At 71.1% G+C, this 16,417-nt stretch carries 12 protein-coding genes; 7 read left to right on the top strand and 5 right to left on the bottom strand.

The genetic code is table 11. The annotated features are described in order from the left end of the window. The first annotated feature begins 133 nt into the window (after positions 1-133). Together ABH941_RS04415 and ABH941_RS04420 are read left to right on the top strand one after the other, a co-directional pair. Positions 134-748, top strand: coding sequence for a hypothetical protein (locus ABH941_RS04415; protein WP_370127219.1), 615 nt, complete (start codon positions 134-136; stop codon positions 746-748). 240 nt (positions 749-988) lie between these two features. Next, positions 989-3,451, top strand: coding sequence for a discoidin domain-containing protein (locus ABH941_RS04420; protein WP_370127221.1), 2,463 nt, complete (start codon positions 989-991; stop codon positions 3,449-3,451). Positions 3,452-3,536: 85 nt separating this feature from the next. On the opposite strand, the gene ABH941_RS04425 is transcribed toward ABH941_RS04420, so the two are convergent. Together ABH941_RS04425 and ABH941_RS04430 are read right to left on the bottom strand one after the other, a co-directional pair. After that, entirely contained in the window at positions 3,537-4,115 is a 579-nt protein-coding gene (locus ABH941_RS04425; protein WP_370127223.1) for a TetR/AcrR family transcriptional regulator, read from the bottom strand. Next, positions 4,115-5,053, bottom strand: a complete 939-nt coding sequence (locus ABH941_RS04430; protein ID WP_370127224.1) for an oxidoreductase — start codon at positions 5,051-5,053, stop codon at positions 4,115-4,117. The genes ABH941_RS04425 and ABH941_RS04430 overlap by 1 nt, the downstream gene beginning before the upstream one ends. Positions 5,054-5,238: 185 nt before the next feature. Here ABH941_RS04430 and ABH941_RS04435 point away from each other — a divergent pair, with 185 nt between their 5' ends. The 5 genes from ABH941_RS04435 (at position 5,239) to ABH941_RS04455 (ending at position 12,198) form a co-directional block, all read left to right on the top strand. Then, positions 5,239-6,471, top strand: coding sequence for an APC family permease (locus ABH941_RS04435; protein WP_370127225.1), 1,233 nt, complete (start codon positions 5,239-5,241; stop codon positions 6,469-6,471). Positions 6,472-6,492: 21 nt separating this feature from the next. Beyond that, positions 6,493-6,897, top strand: coding sequence for a tRNA (N6-threonylcarbamoyladenosine(37)-N6)-methyltransferase TrmO (gene tsaA / locus ABH941_RS04440; RefSeq protein ID WP_370127226.1), 405 nt, complete (start codon positions 6,493-6,495; stop codon positions 6,895-6,897). A 35-nt stretch (positions 6,898-6,932) separates the two neighbouring features. After that, positions 6,933-8,156 carry an MFS transporter gene (locus ABH941_RS04445; protein ID WP_370127227.1) on the top strand — a complete coding sequence of 408 codons (1,224 nt, stop codon included), beginning with the start codon at positions 6,933-6,935 and terminating at the stop codon, positions 8,154-8,156. 121 nt (positions 8,157-8,277) lie between these two features. Next, positions 8,278-9,189, top strand: coding sequence for an expansin EXLX1 family cellulose-binding protein (locus ABH941_RS04450; protein ID WP_370127228.1), 912 nt, complete (start codon positions 8,278-8,280; stop codon positions 9,187-9,189). A gap of 99 nt (positions 9,190-9,288) precedes the next feature. Further along, positions 9,289-12,198, top strand: a complete 2,910-nt coding sequence (locus ABH941_RS04455; protein WP_370127229.1) for a BTAD domain-containing putative transcriptional regulator — start codon at positions 9,289-9,291, stop codon at positions 12,196-12,198. Positions 12,199-12,621: 423 nt separating this feature from the next. Here the strand turns inward: ABH941_RS04455 and ABH941_RS04460 are convergent, their stop codons facing one another. The 3 genes from ABH941_RS04460 to ABH941_RS04470 form a co-directional block, all read right to left on the bottom strand. Further along, positions 12,622-13,158 carry a hypothetical protein gene (locus tag ABH941_RS04460; RefSeq protein ID WP_370127230.1) on the bottom strand — a complete coding sequence of 179 codons (537 nt, stop codon included), beginning with the start codon at positions 13,156-13,158 and terminating at the stop codon, positions 12,622-12,624. Between the two features lie 454 nt (positions 13,159-13,612). Continuing rightward, positions 13,613-14,587, bottom strand: coding sequence for a GNAT family N-acetyltransferase (locus tag ABH941_RS04465; protein ID WP_370127231.1), 975 nt, complete (start codon positions 14,585-14,587; stop codon positions 13,613-13,615). Positions 14,588-14,768: 181 nt separating this feature from the next. Continuing rightward, the gene (locus ABH941_RS04470) at positions 14,769-16,316 is read right to left on the bottom strand and encodes an alpha-L-arabinofuranosidase B (protein ID WP_370127232.1); all 1,548 of its coding nucleotides are present in this window, start codon (positions 16,314-16,316) and stop codon (positions 14,769-14,771) included. Positions 16,317-16,417: the final 101 nt, after the last annotated feature.

Here is a 16,417-nt window from a genome sequence, read left to right on the forward strand (position 1 = left end):
ACCACCGGCCCTGCCGGAAGGTCCCGCACGACCCTGCGCCGACACACCGTCGGCGGCCGAGACTGGTCACAACACACCGGAACCCACACCGGAACCCACGGCGGCCCCAGCCGCAGCCGAGGAGGCGAGACCGATGGCAACGCCCGCAGCCGCACCTGTTCCGTCCCACCCAGCACCCCGCCGATCAGGACTGGCTGTCACACTGGCCCGTCGCCACAACCCGCTGTGGCGACGCACCGACAGCCTGCGCAGCCGACTGCGGGTCCTACTCGTGCTCGCCCTCATCGCCGTCGCGGCCCTCTCGGCCCTGCTCGCCCTCGGCCTCTACCGGAGCGACCGGGCCGCCGCCGCCCGCCACGCGGCCACTCTGCGGCAGACCCAGGCCGTGGCGCTGACCAACGCCGATCAGAGCCACGCGGGTTACGGCGCCAACGTCACCGCCGAAATCCGCTGGACCGGCCCGACCGGCGCGTCGCACCAGTCCCGCGCCGCTGTCGATCCCGGCACCGTGGCCGGAGCCAGGGTCACCGTGTGGCTCGACAGCGCCGACCAGGTGACAGCTCCGCCCGTGAGCGCGGCCGACTCTGTCGGCAGGGCGGTCCTGCTCGGTGGCCTGTCCCTCCTCGGCGGCGGCGTTCTGATGACTGTCGGCGCCTCACTCGCCCGCTCCCGCCTGAACCGTGTCGACCTGCGGAACTGGGACCGGGACTGGCAGGACACCGAACCCACCTGGACCCGGAGAAACTAGCCGGACCGTCGGGCGGTGGACCCCTGACGGTGGATCGGATTCTGTCGGGCTTGTGCGTGCGAACGCTTGACAGGCATGTGCATGCACCGTAGAAATCAGCTGGCGAGAGAGCGCTCTCTTCCGCACGAACAACGCCAACCGGCCCTACGGGCGGGCGTGTTGCGGCTTCACCCGGCCGCAGCTTCGCCATGCCCGCTGCTGGAACCGGGAAGGCGCGAGCCGCGCTGAAGGGAAGGCAACGTGTTCGTCATACCGCGTATCGGCCGGAGAGTCGGCCGCCGAAGCGAACCTCGAAGGCAGGCGTCCAGGACGCCGGCGAGGGGACGCTCGATCCTGGCCACAGCGGCGCTCATCGCCGGATGCCTCTCCGGCGCCGTCGCCACCACGATGGTCGCCGCCCCGGCGGCGCAGGCGGACACCGTGCCGCCGGCGCCGTCGGGCTGGACGACCGTGTTCGGCGACAACTTCGCCGGGGCGGCCGGTTCCGCCCCGTCGTCGGCCAACTGGTTCTACGACATCGGCACCGGCTACGGGACGGGGGAGAGCGAGCAGACCACCAGCTCGACCGCCAACTCCTACCTGGACGGCAACGGCCACCTCGTCCTGAAGGCCATCAACAACGGTGGGACCTGGACCTCCGCACGGCTGGAGAGCACCCGCGAGGACTTCCAGGCCCCGGCGGGCGGCAAACTCGAGATGACCGCCTCGATCCAGCAGCCCAATCCCGCCAACGGCCTGGGCTACTGGCCGGCGTTCTGGGCCCTCGGATCCCCGATGCGGGCCGGCGGCGGCTGGCCCCAGTCCGGCGAGATCGACATGATGGAGGACGTCAACGGCCTGAACCAGGCCTCGCAGACCCTCCACGACTCGGCCAACAGCCCCGGACACGGGCTGATCGCCTGCCCCGGCGCGGGCTCCACCTGCCAGACCGGCTACCACACCTACTCGGTCATCATCGACCGGACCAACACCAGCGCCGAGACCCTGCAGTTCCTGATGGACGGCACGGTGGAGAGTACCGTCACCGAGGCGTCGGTGGGCACCACGGCCTGGCAGCAGGCCATCGACCACGGGTTCTTCATCATCTGGGACCTCGCGATGGGCGGCAACTACCCGGACGGGGTCAACGGCTCCGCGACCCCCACGGCGGCGACGACCTCGGGCGCGGCCATGAGCGTGGGATACGTGGCCGTGTACGAGCAGGGCGGCAACTCCACCCCCACCGGGACTGCCACCGCGACCGGCGCGGTCAAGGGGATCAACAGCCTCTGCCTGGCCAACCAGAACTCCCTCAACACGGAGGGCAACCCGATCACCGTGAGCGGCTGCGACGGCAGCGCGGGCCAGCAGTGGTCGCCGTACAGCGACAACACCTTCCGGGTCCAGGGCGGCTGCCTGGACGTGGTCAGCGCCGGGACGACCAGCGGCACCAACGTCGACTGGTATCCCTGCAACGGAACCGCGGCCCAGGGCTGGACCCACCAGGCCAACGGCGAGCTGCTGAACCCGAGTTCCGGGCTGTGCCTGACCGATCCGGGCGGCAACACCGCCTCCCGGCTCGACATCGAGACCTGCACCGACTCCGCCCAGCAGCAGTGGACGCTGCCCAGCGGCGGCACCGCCAACACGGTGACGGTGACGAGCCCCGGCAGCCAGAGCACGACGGTGGGTACGGCAGCGAGCGTGCAGGTGCACGCGACTGACTCGGCGTCAGGCCAGACGCTGACCTACGCCGCCACCGGACTGCCCGCCGGGCTGTCGATCAACGCCACCTCCGGCCTGATCTCCGGGACCCCGACCGCTGCAGGCACCTCAAACGTGACGGTGACCGCCACCGACAGCACCGGCGCGGTCGGATCGACCGCCTTCAGCTGGGTCGTGAACGCGGCCGGCGGTGGGTGCGGAACGACCAACATCGCGTTGAACAAGACGGCGACGGCGTCCTCGGCGGAGAATGCGGGTACTCCGGCGCAGAATGCGGTGGACGGTAATACCGGTACGCGTTGGTCGAGTGCGTTCTCGGATCCGCAGTGGTTGCAGGTGGATCTGGGTTCGGTTCAGAGTATCTGTCAGGTGGTTCTGAACTGGGAGACGGCGTATGCGACGGCGTTCCAGTTGCAGACTTCCAATGACGGGACGACCTGGTCCACGATCTACTCCACCGTGACCGGTACCGGCGGCGTGCAGACGTTGAACGTCACTGGTTCCGGGCGCTATCTGCGGATGAACGGCACCGCACGCGCCACCCAGTACGGCTACTCCCTGTGGGAACTGCAGGCCTTCGCCGGAACGACGAGCGGGGGTGCGTGCGGGACCACGAACGTCGCGTTGAACAAGACGGCGACGGCGTCCTCGGCGGAGAATGCGGGTACTCCGGCGCAGAATGCGGTGGACGGTAATACCGGTACGCGTTGGTCGAGTGCGTTCTCGGATCCGCAGTGGTTGCAGGTGGATCTGGGTTCGGTTCAGAGTATCTGTCAGGTGGTTCTGAACTGGGAGACGGCGTATGCGACGGCGTTCCAGTTGCAGACTTCCAATGACGGGACGACCTGGTCCACGATCTACTCCACCACGACCGGTACCGGCGGCGTGCAGACGTTGAATGTCACCGGTTCCGGGCGCTATCTGCGGATGAACGGCACCGCACGCGCCACCCAGTACGGCTACTCCCTGTGGGAATTGCAGGCCTTCAGCAGCAGCTGACCACACCGGTGCGGGGTGGGCCGGGCATCCGCTTCCCGGCCCACCCCGCACGTACGCACGCATGCCGCGCCTCGATCCTCGGTCCTCAGTCCGGACGGCTGACCGCGCGCCAGCAGGCGTCGGCGATGTCGTCGAGCTGTGTCTCCGTCAGCTCGACCTCGCCGGCCGCTAGCCGGATGGCCGGGCCGAGGGCGAGCTCGTAGAGCACCTCCAGGGGCAGCTGGAGGATCCGTGCGGAGAAGTCGGGCAGAGCCACCTCGGCCAGCAGCGGGTCGTTCTCGTCGGCGAGGGCCGCCTCGTGGGCGGCGGAGCGGTAGGGGGAGTGCTCGACCTGCAGGAGGAACTGCGCGCGCTCCGGGTCGGCCCGGAGGTGGTGGTAGCAGGCCAGCCACAGCGTGTGGAACCGCTCGTCGATCGCGGCGTCGTGGTTCAGGTCCGCGGTGGCCGCGACGCCGAGTGCGGCCTTCGTCTCGCAGTACGCGGCCAGCACCAGTTCGTCCTTGGACGCGTAGTGCGTGTAAGCGGTCCCGGTGGCCACCCCCGCCTCGCGCGCCACCGCGCTCATCGAGGCGCCGTGGAAGCCGTTGCGGGCGACGAGCGTGCGCAGTGCGCTGCGCACGGCCGCCGCCCGGTCTGTCGGTGCGCGGTCTGTCGGTGCCGCCATCAGGCGACCGTCGGGGTGCGCACGTCGATCGCGATGCCGGTCTCGCGCTCGGACACCTCCCAGAGCTTGGCGACGGCCCGGTCCATCCCGATCCTGCGGAGGACGGGCTTGCGCACCGGTGCGCCGTTGTTGACGAACAGGGGGCCGTAGAACTCGCCGCCCTTCGCGGCGGGGTCGGTGCCGGCGCGCAGTTGAGAGAGTGCGCCGTCGTCGGCGGACATGCCGGTGCGGCGAGTCATGGACAGTGCGAACCGCTGCGTCGCGCCCCCGCCGGAGCCCTCCACGCTGACCGTCTGCAGGTTGGTGTCGGAGAGGCCGGGGTGCGCGATCAGACTGGCCGTGGTCGCGCCGGCCCGCGCCAGCTCGTGCTGCAGGCCCAGACCGAAGTGGAAGTTGGCGAGCTTCGCCTGACCGTAGGCACGCCACGGCCCGTAGCGGCCGTTCAGGTGCGGGTCGGCCACGTCGACGGCGCGGCCCATGTGGTGCGCCGTGCTGGTGACGGTCACGATCCGGGAACCGGAGGTGCGCAGCAGTGCGGGCAGCAGCAGCGCGGTGAGCGTCCAGTGGCCCAGGTGGTCGACGCCGAACTGCATCTCGAAGCCGTCGACGGTCCTGGCCTCGCCGATCGCCATCACTCCGGCGTTGTTGACCAGCAGGTCGAGGCGCTGGTGCGCGGCCAGGATCTCCTGCGCAGCCTGGCGCACCGAAGCCTGCGAGGAGAGATCCAGCGCAACCAGCTCCAGCGAGGCCTTGGGCACACTCGCGCGGATCTCCTCGACCGCGGCGGCGGCCTTCTTCTGGTTGCGCACCGCCATCACCACATGCGCGCCCTTCGCGGCCAGCTCGCGGGCGGTCACCAGCCCGAGCCCCCCGTTGGCACCGGTGACGACGGCCGTCCGGCCGTGCTGGTCGGGAATGTCCGCAGCGGTCCAGCTCATCCCAGCACCTCCGAATGAATGTTCATTCACCCAGAATAGGAAGCCGTCGTCCGGACGGCAAGCCCGACTCCGGCGCGGGTGACCGGGGAAGTGGTCCGTCACGGAGCCAGGGTCCGCGGGCCGCGTGTGGTCGCGGGCTAGGATCGCGCCATGAGTACGTCGGCGGCGCCGCTGGGACGGGGGAGTTGAAGCGGCACCTGGGCGTGTTCGACGCCGTGGTGATCGGCCTGGGGTCGATGATCGGCGCAGGGGTCTTCGCCGCGTTCGCGCCGGCTGCGGCGGTGGCGGGGTCCGGGTTGCTGCCGGGGCTGACGCTGGCCGCGGTTGTCGCGTACTGCAATGCCACCTCCTCCGCCCGGCTGGCTGCCCGCTATCCGCAGTCCGGAGGCACCTATGTCTACGGGCGGGAGCGGCTCGGGGACTTCTGGGGCTACCTGGCGGGCTGGGGGTTCGTGGTCGGCAAGACCGCGTCCTGCGCGGCGATGGCCCTGACCGTCGGTTCCTATGCGTGGCCCGGGCAGGCGCACGCCGTCGCGGTGGCTTCGGTGGTGACGCTGACCGCCGTGAACTACGTCGGTGTGCAGAAGGCGGCATGGCTGACGCGAGGGATCGTCGCGGTCGTCCTGGCGGTGCTGGCCGCGGTGGTCGCCGGCTGCCTGGCCGGAGGCACCGCCGAGGCCGGGCATCTCGATGTGGGGGCGGGTGCCACGTTCGGCGGGGTGCTCCGTGCGGCCGGGCTGCTGTTCTTCGCCTTCGCCGGTTACGCGCGGATCGCCACCCTCGGCGAGGAGGTCCGCGACCCGAAGCGCACCATCCCACGCGCGATCCCGATCGCGCTCGGCATCACCCTGGCCGTGTACTCGGCTGTCGCCGTCGCGGTCCTGGCAGTGCTGGGCCCGGACCACCTCGCCCACAGCACGGCGCCGCTGACCGATGCCGTCCGGGCGGCCGGGGTTCCCGGCCTGGCCCCGGTGGTGCGGGTCGGAGCGGCCCTCGCGGCGCTCGGCTCGCTTCTGGCACTGATCCTCGGTGTCTCACGAACCACGCTGGCGATGGCCCGCGACCGGCACCTGCCGTACGGCCTCGCCGCCGTCCACCCCCGTTTCCAGGTACCGCACCGCGCCGAACTCGCGGTCGGCGCGGTGGTCGCCGTCCTGGCCGCCACCACGGACGTCCGCGGCGCGATCGGCTTCTCCTCGTTCGGCGTGCTGGCCTACTACGCCATCGCCAACGCCTCCGCCTGGACCCTGAGCCCGGCGGAGGGTCGCCCCGCCGGGATCGTGCCCGTTGTCGGCGCGTTCGGCTGCCTGGTCCTGGCCTTCGCCCTGCCACTGGGCTCGGTGCTGTGGGGGAGCGCGGTGCTCGTCCTCGGCGCCGCGGCCTACGCTCTGCGCAGGAGAGTCGATGCCTGTGCCTGATCAGGAAAGGACCCGATCCCCTTGACCGAATACCCGCTGCGCGCGATCGGGCGCGTCGAGTCGGCGCTGGCCGACCGGGCGACCGCACCCCGACAGCCCGACGAGGGCGCCCCCGACGCCTGGCTGGTCTTCGACGACCGCTACGCCGCGGCGCTGGAAGGTCTGACCCCGGGCACGGACGTGCTCCTGCTCACCTGGCTCGACCGCGCCGACCGCGACACGCTCACCGTCCACCCGCGAGGCGATGCGAGCCGGCCGCGTACGGGAGTCTTCGCCACCCGCGCACCCGACCGGCCCAACCCGATCGGCCTGCACACCGTCCACATCCTCGCCGTAGCGGGCACGCGCGTCCACGTTCGCAATCTCGAAGCCCTCGACGCGACCCCGATCCTGGACGTCAAACCCCTCCTCACCCCGGACCGCTGACACCATCGCGCATGTCCGTTGCTAGCGTGCAGCGCATGATCGGAAGCGGACCGGTGCGGCGCATATCCGCTGTGCTCCCGCAGGAGGGGTCGTCACAGCGGGCGTTGATTCTGTCCAGCTTCGTCAACCGAGTCGGCAACGGGCTGTTCAACACCGCTGCGGTGCTCTATTTCACACTGGTCGTGCACCTGCCCGCGACCCAGGTGGGTGCGGGGCTGACCATCGCGGGACTGGTCGGGTTGCTGGCGGGTGTTCCGGCAGGTCACCTGGCGGACCGTCATGGACCTCGCAGCGTCATGCTGGCGACGCTCGGTGTTCAGACCGCGACGATGATCGCGTTCGTCTTCGTTCACACCTGGGCTCTGTTCACATTGGTTGCCACCCTGGACCTGTTGGCCGCCTCGGCGAACAACGCGGCGCGCGGCGCCCTCATCGCCCGTGTCGGGGGCGAGCGCCCTGCGGCGTTCCGGGCAAGGCTGCGCACCTTCGTCAACCTGGGGGTCGTCCTGGGGACCCTCGGCGCCGGTGTCGCCGTCCAGATCGACACCAGGGCCGCCTACACGGCGCTCATCGTCGGCAACGCCGCCAGTTACCTGGGCTGTGCGCTGCTGCTCCTGCGCGTCCCGGAGCACCGGGCACCACCGGTCCCGGCAAAGCGCCGCAGGCTGGAGGCCCTGGCCGACCGGCCGTTCGTGGTATTCGCCGCTCTCGACGGCGCGATGGGTCTGCAGTACCAGGCGGTCTCCCTGCTCCTGCCGATCTGGATCTCCGTCCACACACACGCGCCGCGCTGGACCGTGGCCGCCGTCTATGCGGTCAACTCCGGTGTGTGCGTGCTGTTCCAGACCAGGATCGGCTCCGCGGTGGAGACGACGAGCCAGGGCGGCAGGGCGTTCCGGCGGGCCGGACTGTTCTTCCTGGTCAGCTGTCCGCTGGTGGCACTGACTGCCGACGTTCCGGCCTGGGTCGCTCCGGCTCTGCTGATCGTCGCCGTCGCTGTGCACAGCCTCGGCGAGGTGTGGCAGTCCTCGGCCGGATTCTCGCTCGGCTTCGGTCTGGCACCCGACCACGCCCAGGGCCAGTACCAAGGGCTGCTCGGCCTCGGATTCGACACCGGGCAGGCCCTCGCCCCGGTGATCCTCACCAGCGTCTGCCTCGGCCTGGGACAGGCGGGGTGGCTGCTGCTCGGCGCGTTCCTGGCTGCGCTCGGACTGGCCGGTCCACCCGTGGCCACGTGGGCCGAGCGGACCCGCCCTTGAAAGCTGGTGCTGGAACGGAGGCAACCTTTCTGGGCCGGGCGACCACTGGTGTGTGGGAAGTTCTCTTCGCCGGAGTCTCACGCGGATCACGTGTTCTCCCGAAACAGGTAAGGACTCATTCGTGGAACCCATCTCCCGCCGTCGGCGGCGCATCGCCCTCGTCTCCGCCGTTGCCGTGGCGGCGGCCGGGCTCGTCGCCTACCTGGTCATGGGTGGAAGCCCCGCCCGGGTGGCCGCTGTCGGGCAGGTCACGGTGACAACCGTGGCCTCCGAGCCGGTGGTCGTCCCGTCGACCGCGTCAGAGCGGCAGACGTCAGCGGCGTCCCCGTCTCCGAGGGCGAAGCCGGCGGCGACCACTGCGGCGGCTCGGCCGTCGGCCACGGGCACGGTGCGGACGGGTTCGGCGGCAGCGCCGCTGGCCGGACGGATTCGGCCCGGGGTCGGCTACCAGGGAGTCGCCACCGCCTATGACGCCGGGAACGGCGACGGCGCCTGCCTGTACGGCCCGAGCGCCGACCTCATGATCGCGGCGATGAACTACACCGACTACGAGTCGTCCAAGGCATGCGGTGCGTATGTGCTCGTCCGCACGTCCGGTGGCGCCTCCATTACGCTACGGATCACCAACGAGTGCCCGGCGCCCTGCGCGCCCGGGCAACTCGACCTCAGCACCCAGGCGTTCGCCAAGCTCGCTCCCCTCTCGCGTGGTCGGATCCCCATCACCTGGAGTCTGCTGAGCCCCAGCACATCCGGCACCATCTCGATCCGCTACAAGGCCGGGTCCAGTCGCTATTGGTGCGGCATCCAGGTGATCGGCCACCGGAACCCGGTGGCGCAGCTGGAGGTCCGGACCGGCGGCGGCTGGCTTCAACTGCCACGCACCGACTACAACTACTTCCTTTCCGCCCATGGCAGCGGCTGCGGCGGCGCGATCAGGGTCACCGACATCTACGGAGAGCACGTGGTCGTCGACGGCATCGCACTGCGACCGGACGTCGTGCAACCGACCCGTGTTCAGTTCGGCCAGCACTGACACAGCGGCCCCACAGCTGCGACCGGGCACGGACCTGGCTAGTCTGCTCATGCCGATCGGTGCCCGGACCGGGGCCGGGTGGGCGGTCGAGAGGTGATCATGCGGGTGCGGTTGCTGGGTCCGGTGGAACTGTCCGACGGTGAGGGCGCGACGGTGCCGATCGCCGCGCCCAAACGTCGCGCCGTGCTGGCTGTGCTCGCACTGGAGTTGAACCGGGTGGTGCCCGTCGAGCGGCTGCTCGACCTGATCTGGGACGGCGCGCCGCCGCCACGGGCGCGCACCGCGCTGCAGGGGCACGTGTCCGCACTCCGGCGGCTGCTGGCCGAGACCGGGGCGGAGGAAGGGACCGGTACCGCACCCGGCCTCGCCCTGGTGACCCGGGACCCCGGCTACGCCCTGCTGGGCGCCGACTCGGACGTGGATCTGCACGCATTCCGGTCCCTGTGCGAGCAGGCTGCGGGAACCGAGGACGACCAGGCCGCCGCAGACCTGCTCGGCCGGGCCCTGGACCTGTGGCAGGGTCCTCCGCTCGCCGACCTGTCCAGCAGCGCGCTACGGCACGGCGTGGCCGCACAGCTCGCGGGGTCCCGAATATCCGCCCTGGAGTCCTGGGCCGAACGCAAGTTGAGGCTGGTCCGGGGGCAGGAGGCGGTGACCGCGCTGGAGCAGGCGGTGCGGGAGGACCCGTTCCGCGAGCCGCTGGTCCGGTTGCTCGTTCTCGGCCTCTACCAGGCCGACCGGCAGAGCGACGCCATCGAACTCTTCCACCGCACACGCGAGTTGCTCAGCACCGAGCTCGGCCTGGACCCCGGCGCCCCGCTCCGGGCCGCGTACGAGACGGTGCTGCGCGCCGAACCGGCCACGGCGTCCGTCTCCACGGCCGGCTCCCTCGACACGGCCGGCACCGTGCTGCTCGGTCCGCCGCCGCCCCCGCCGGGACGTCCGTCGGCGCCGGCCCAACTGCCCAGCGAGGGAGCGGGTTTCGTCGGGCGCACCACCGAGATCGGTGCTCTCGAATCGGTCTGCGGCGTCGGCGGTCCCGCGGATCCGGGCCTCGCCCTGGTCGTCGGACCGGCGGGCGTCGGCAAGACCTCGCTCGCGCTGCGCTGGGCGCACCGGAGCGCCCCGGGATTCCCCGACGGCCAGCTCTTCGCGGACCTGCGCGGCTTCTCCGCCGCCCCCCAGGTGGCCACCGCCTCCGTGCTCACCGGGTTCCTGCACGCCCTCGGCGCCCGCGAGGCCGACATTCCGTCGGGACTGGACCAGCGGGTCGCCCTCTACCGGTCGCTGCTCGCCGAGCGGCGGGTGCTCGTGGTCCTCGACAATGTGCGGGCGGTCTCCGACGTGCTGCCGCTGCTTCCCTCGGGAGCCGGCTGCGCCGCCGTGGTGACCAGCAGGAATCTGCTCGGAGGTCTGGTCGCCCGGCAGGGGGCGACGGTGCTGCGGGTGGAGGCGCTGCCTCCGGACGCGTCGCGCGACCTGCTGGCCGGCACCGTCGGCCGGGACCGGGTCGCCGCCGAGGCCGAGGCCACCCGCGAACTCGCCCGTCTGTGCGACGGATTGCCGCTGGCGCTGCGGGTGGCCGGGGCCCGGCTCGCGATGCATCCCAACTGGACGGTCTCCGACCTGGTCGAAGAACTCTCCGACGAGCAGGCCCGGCTGGCCTCGCTCACCACCGACGACGCCGATCTCGGAGTGGAGGCCGCCCTGCAACTGTCGTACCGCGCACTGCCGGGACCGGCCGCCGAGCTGTTCCGACTGCTCGGCCTCCACGCCGGCCCCGACGTGGACCGCCGGACCGCGGCAGCCCTTCTCGGCGGGACGCAGTCCGACGCCCGGCAGGCACTGGCCGCGCTGGCGTCGGCGCATCTCGTGCAGGAGACCACAGCCGGGCGCTTCGCCCGCCACGACCTGGTCCGGCTCTACACCGTGCAGCTCGCGGAGCGGAGCCTGGGCGCCGCCGAGCGGGACAGCGTGCAGAGCCGGCTGCTCGACCACTACCTCGCCGCGACGGCCGCCGCCGCGGAGCGGGTCAGCTCGCAGAAGCACCTCTACCGGCCGGAGACCGCGGAGGCCCGCGAACTCTCTGCCGAGCCCGCTGCCGAGGAGACCGGCGCGGAGGCCTCGGCGATCTGGTTCCGGACCGAGGCGGCGGCGGTGCGGGCGCTGGTGTCCGCCGCCGCGGAGGGGCCGCGGGCCCGACAGGCCTGGCAACTCGCTTGCAACAGCATGCCGCTGTACTTCGGTACGGAGCATGTGGACGACTGGGTGGCCGCCAGCCTCGCCGGGCTGCGCGCCGCGGAGTTCCACGGCGACCTGACCGGCCGGTCCCGGCTGCACGCCGACGTCGGCATGGCCCTGGACGAGCGCGGCGACCATGCGTCCGCACTGCACTACTTGGAGCGTGCGGTGGAGCTGGCGCAGGAGTCCGGCAGCCGTGCCACCCGCTACCTGGCGCTCTTCCGGCTCGCCATCGGGTACATGGGGACCGGCGCACTGGAACGGGCCAGGGAGACCATGGAAGCGGCCCTGAGCGAGGCCCGGGAGCTGGGGGACGTCCCCGCGCAGGCCCAGAACCTCAACAACCTCGGCCATGTGCTCAACCTGCTCGGCCGGCCCGGCGAGGCGCTCGACCGCGCCGAGCAGGCACGGTCGCTGACCGCGGACGCGCCGTCCTCGCACACGCATCTCGCCTCGCTGGTCACCACGGCGGACGCGCTGCACGCGCTCGGCCGGAAGGAGGAGGCGATCGCCTGCGCCAGGGAGGCGGTCAGGCTCGCCCGCGAGTACGGCAACCCGGCCTACGAGGCGCAGGCGCTGCACCTGATCGGGCAGTTCCAGAAGGACCTGGGGCGACCGGACGAGGCAGCGGAGACGTTGCGGCAGTCGCTGGACCTGCTGGCCCCGCTCGGACGTCCCGAGGCCGAGGCCATCAACGCCCTGCTCGCTCCGGACGGCGGGACCGCGCCCGGGGGTCAGCAGGCGATCGACGGCGCCGACGATGCGTGACCGGACCGGCCGGACCGCGCGGGTGAGTCCGACACAGCGGGGAGTCCGGGGTTCGACGGGGGCCCGCAGTGCGGGCAGGGGCGGCACCCGGGCCCACCGGAACCGGCCACGAGCCGGCCGTCGGTGAGCTGGAGAACCTCGCCCCAGCCGCCGCAGAGCGGGCAGCCGTAGTGCGCACGGGCTGAGGGCGGGCATCGTCGGCACACGGCAGCACCTCGATCGGGACGGGTCTCGGAGGGGTCGGTGGTGCGGGGGAGTGCCCGGCCCGCAGGGGGGCCGGGCCGGGCAATTGCGCACGCCGGGAACGGCGGCGCGACGTAAAGTCGGTGACGGTGGGTCAGGTCTAGAACGAGATGTGCGACATGGTCACTCCTCAGGTCTGGTGGGCGGTTCGGGGCAGCAAGCCGGCCGTGGGCCGGCTGGTCAGCTGAGGCCGAGGTCGGCCAGCGCGGTGGTCCAGTCGGTGGCTATCGCGTTCCGGGCCTGGGCGAGGGTGACGGTTCCGGCGCACACGGCCTTCTTGAGCTTGTTCTCGACCGAGTCCTTCCCGCTGGAACTGCCGCCGCTGGCGGCGGAGTGCGGCTCGGGCCACAGGTTCTTGGGGTCCTTCGGGGCGCCGCCCAGTTCGAGGGGGATGAAGTGGTCCTCCTCGTAGTCGGCGGTGGTGGTGTCCGCGTAGCCGTACTCGGCGATCTGAGTGATCTTCAGCGCGGTGGTGTAGGAGGAGGACGGGCGCACCGTGGCGGTCCAGCCGGACACGCAGATGGTGCTGCCGATGGTGCTCTGGGTGACGCTCGGGTTGAGCGCTCCCGGGGTGCAGACCGGGTCGGGCAGCGGGAGGTAGTCCTGCGAGCAGGTGGTGGCCGCGTGGGCGCTGCCGCCGGTGCCGAGGACGAGAACGGCGCCGCTGAGGGCGAGGGCCAGGCCTGACGCGGCGATGCGTCGGCGGGCTGCCTGCATGGTCACTCCATGGGGTAGATCCCGAAACTCCACCGGGATTCCTGTGCCTGACAGGTCGTTAGGCCGCCCCGTCCCCGGGCTTCCTTGGGGACACACCCTGCTGCGCCCCGCTAACGCCGCGCCGACGCGGCGCTAACGCCTGCGGCACCGGCGCCCGCGAGGGCGGCGCGGTGCGCTCGCTGCGGAAACGTGACTGCCCGCCGACGGGGTCGGCGGGCAGTCACGGCGAGGACGGGCTACGGCCCGGCTTCGTTCAGCTGAGGTGCGCGGCAGCGCGGGTGCCGTCGAACTCCTGCCAGGAGCCCGCCTCGTAGATCGCTCAGCCGGTGCTCAGGTCGGCCACCGCGGCCACGTCCGGCACGGTGCGCTTGGATCCGGGTGGCGCCGGTCTTGCCTCCGACCACTCGGTGAACACCGGTTCATTGAGGATCGAGTGGGCTGTGGGTGGAGTGTGTCAGAGTTCGATGCAGTAGTGGACCTGGGTGTCCTGGGTGACGAACCCGGCACTCTCGTAGACTCCGAACTCTTTGCTCGAACTATCGGCGTCGACCCTGAGGCTGGCCCGTCCGTAGCCCTGGTCCTGCGCGGCCCGAAGCGTGTGTGAGATCAGGGCTTCGGTCACGCCGCGCTCCTCGTACGCGGGCCGCGTGGCGATGACCCTGACGTACGCGTCACGGATGCCGGTCGCCACCGTGTCCGCCTCCCACGAGACGACCAGGAGGACCCCGGCCACCGTCCCGGTCTCGACGTCACGGAGCAGAAAGCTCAACTCGGGCCGGAAGTTCGCGTTCACGGCCCAGACCTTCCACTCCTCGGCGCTGAGCTGCGACCTGCTCAAGTCGTCCTGGACGGCCTCGTTGCGGACCGCGCGGAACTCCTCGTCGGTCTCGGCCGTGTAGCCCTCGATCCGCAGGCCGTCGGGGACAGGGGCGTCCGGAATGGCGGTGCCGAGCGGATGCTTCATGTGCCGGCCCCACTTCGTCGCCGTCATGCCTGCCGCACGGTACAGGGCGACGGCCCCGTGAACATGCTCGCCGTAGATGGATTCGACGACCAGTTGGAGCGTGGGGTGGTGCAGTGCGTGCAGCGCCTCGGCGGTCGCCAGCCCGTGCTGCATGAGCTTCGTCCCGAGTCCCTGGCGACGATGGGTGGGGCGGACGGCGCCGGCCGCCTGCACCCGGTGGACGATCTCGGCTGTCGGCTTGTAGTGGACCGCCGAGAAGCCGAGCATCGTCGCGCCGTCGAACACCGCCAGAGTGGACGTCGGGAGGTCGTCGACCGGTGAGTCCAGCTCCTCGGCCGCGTCCTCCGCGGTGTACTGCCCCCAGACGTGGTCCTCCGCGTCGATCGCGTTCAGGAGGTCGGCCATCGCCGCGCCGTCGGACACGGCCATCGGGCGCCATATGAGGTTCTGTGATTCGACAGTCATGATCGCAACCTTATGGAGTCCGGCAAGGGCTGTCTTCCCGATTTAGGGCCTGCGGGACCGTGCTGCACGCGGACACCAACGCGTCCCACAGCGTCGCCCGCAAGGGCCAGGCTGTGGGACAGCGGGGCGTGGGTCACGCGTCCTGTCGTGCATGAGTCCGCCCGCATTTCGGGCCCCGGGGTCAGCCCCAGGGCTGGGCGACGAGCCAGCTGGAGTCGTCGCTCCAGGAGGTGGCGCTGTCCCAGGCGTTGCTGCCGCCGTCACTGGCGAGGTAGACGGTGTAGTTGTAGTGGCGCAGGTACTTGGTGGTGTAGTTGACGGACTGGAACGAGTAGCCCTGGCCGTTGTGGCCGGTCTGCGGGCAGAAGGTGGCGTCCTGGGCGAACAGGGTGCTGTTGTCGGTGCCGACCAGGTAGAGCTGGAAATTGGAGTGGCGCAGGTACTGGCCCGGGTCGTTGGCGGACTCGAACGACAGGCAGGAGCTGTTGGCCAGGCCGGCCCTGACGATCCAGGTGGCGTCGGCCTTGTCGGTGGCCGTGCTGGCGGAGCTGATCGCGGAGATGACGACCTGGCTGTCGGAGTCGTCGTGGCGGACGTAGTCCGAGGTGCAGCACGCTGTCGTGGCGCGCAGGGAGATCCGCGACCCGGGGGTCAGCGTCCCTGCGGCGGCGGTCGAGGTGCTGTAGCCTGCCGCGGTGATATTGGCCTGGACGGCGTTCTCGGTCGCGTCGGAGGGGTAGCCGGAGGTCATGACGCCCTCGTAGAAGGTGCCGGCGGAGCCCTTGCTGTTGTCGCCGCCGATGCCGAGCAGGATCGCCCCCTCCTTGTGCATCGGGTTGTAGCCCGCCGGGCGTGCGCCGCTGTAGGAGGTCGACAGGCTGCCGGACTGGGCGTTGCCGGAGCGGATGGCCCACTGGTTGGGGCCGCCCTTGACGACGGCGGTCAGGAAGCGGCTGCTGACGGTGGGGTTGCCGGCGTTGTAGCCGGCGTTCACGCCGGAGTACAGGCCGTTCTCCAGGTCGGCCATGACCCAGGGGCCGTTGCCGGTGCCGTATCCCCAGACCTTGATGTTGCCGAAGTAGACGGCCTCCATGTGGCCGTTGCCGGTGTTGTTGTTGCTGGTCTCGGCGTTGCCGTAGTCGAAGCAGCAGCCGCCGTTGTAGTGGGTGCCGTCGAAGACGGCGTAGATGCCCTCGGCGGCGTCGCCGGTGGCGATGCCGGAGGTGCTGTCGTCGCGGTAGCCGGTGCCGGCGGCGACGTAGACGCCGTAGGCCTCGTGGCCGCCGACCGTGATCGGCGCCGCGTAGGCGTTGGCGAGGGTGTCGGGTCCGCCGGCTTCGCCGCCGCCGGGGGCCTGGGTGAGGTTGTTGCCCTTGCCCGACTGGTCGTAGACGACGGTGATGACGCAACTCGTGCCGGCGCAGAACGAGTCCTGTGCGGCGGCGTTGGCGTAGCCGCCCGCGCTGAGGACGCCGATGTTCAGCACGGCGCTGTCCGACGAGCGCTTGACCTGGTAGAGCGACCCGTTGTAGGCGGCGTACAGCGCGCGGGTGGTGCTGTGGGCGGCGACGCACGGAGTGCCTCCGGCCGCGTAGATGTCACACGGCCCCTGCGCGGCGGCCTGCGACGTCGAGGCCGTTCCGACGAGGAGGCCGGCGGCGAGGGCCAGCGTCGCCCCCGCGGCCGTCAGTGAGCGCCGGGTCCAGCGCATCCATCCTGGAACGATCATGTGCCAACTCCTTTGTTAGCGTTAACAATTCGCTTGAGGGGACTCCCGTCCGCAACGCGCAGGGAATGCTGCTCGGGCAGCGAGACGGCCTCACTATCGCG

Source organism: Streptacidiphilus sp. EB103A (genome assembly GCF_041261405.1).
In the GTDB taxonomy this organism is placed as follows: Bacteria; Actinomycetota; Actinomycetes; order Streptomycetales; family Streptomycetaceae; genus Streptacidiphilus.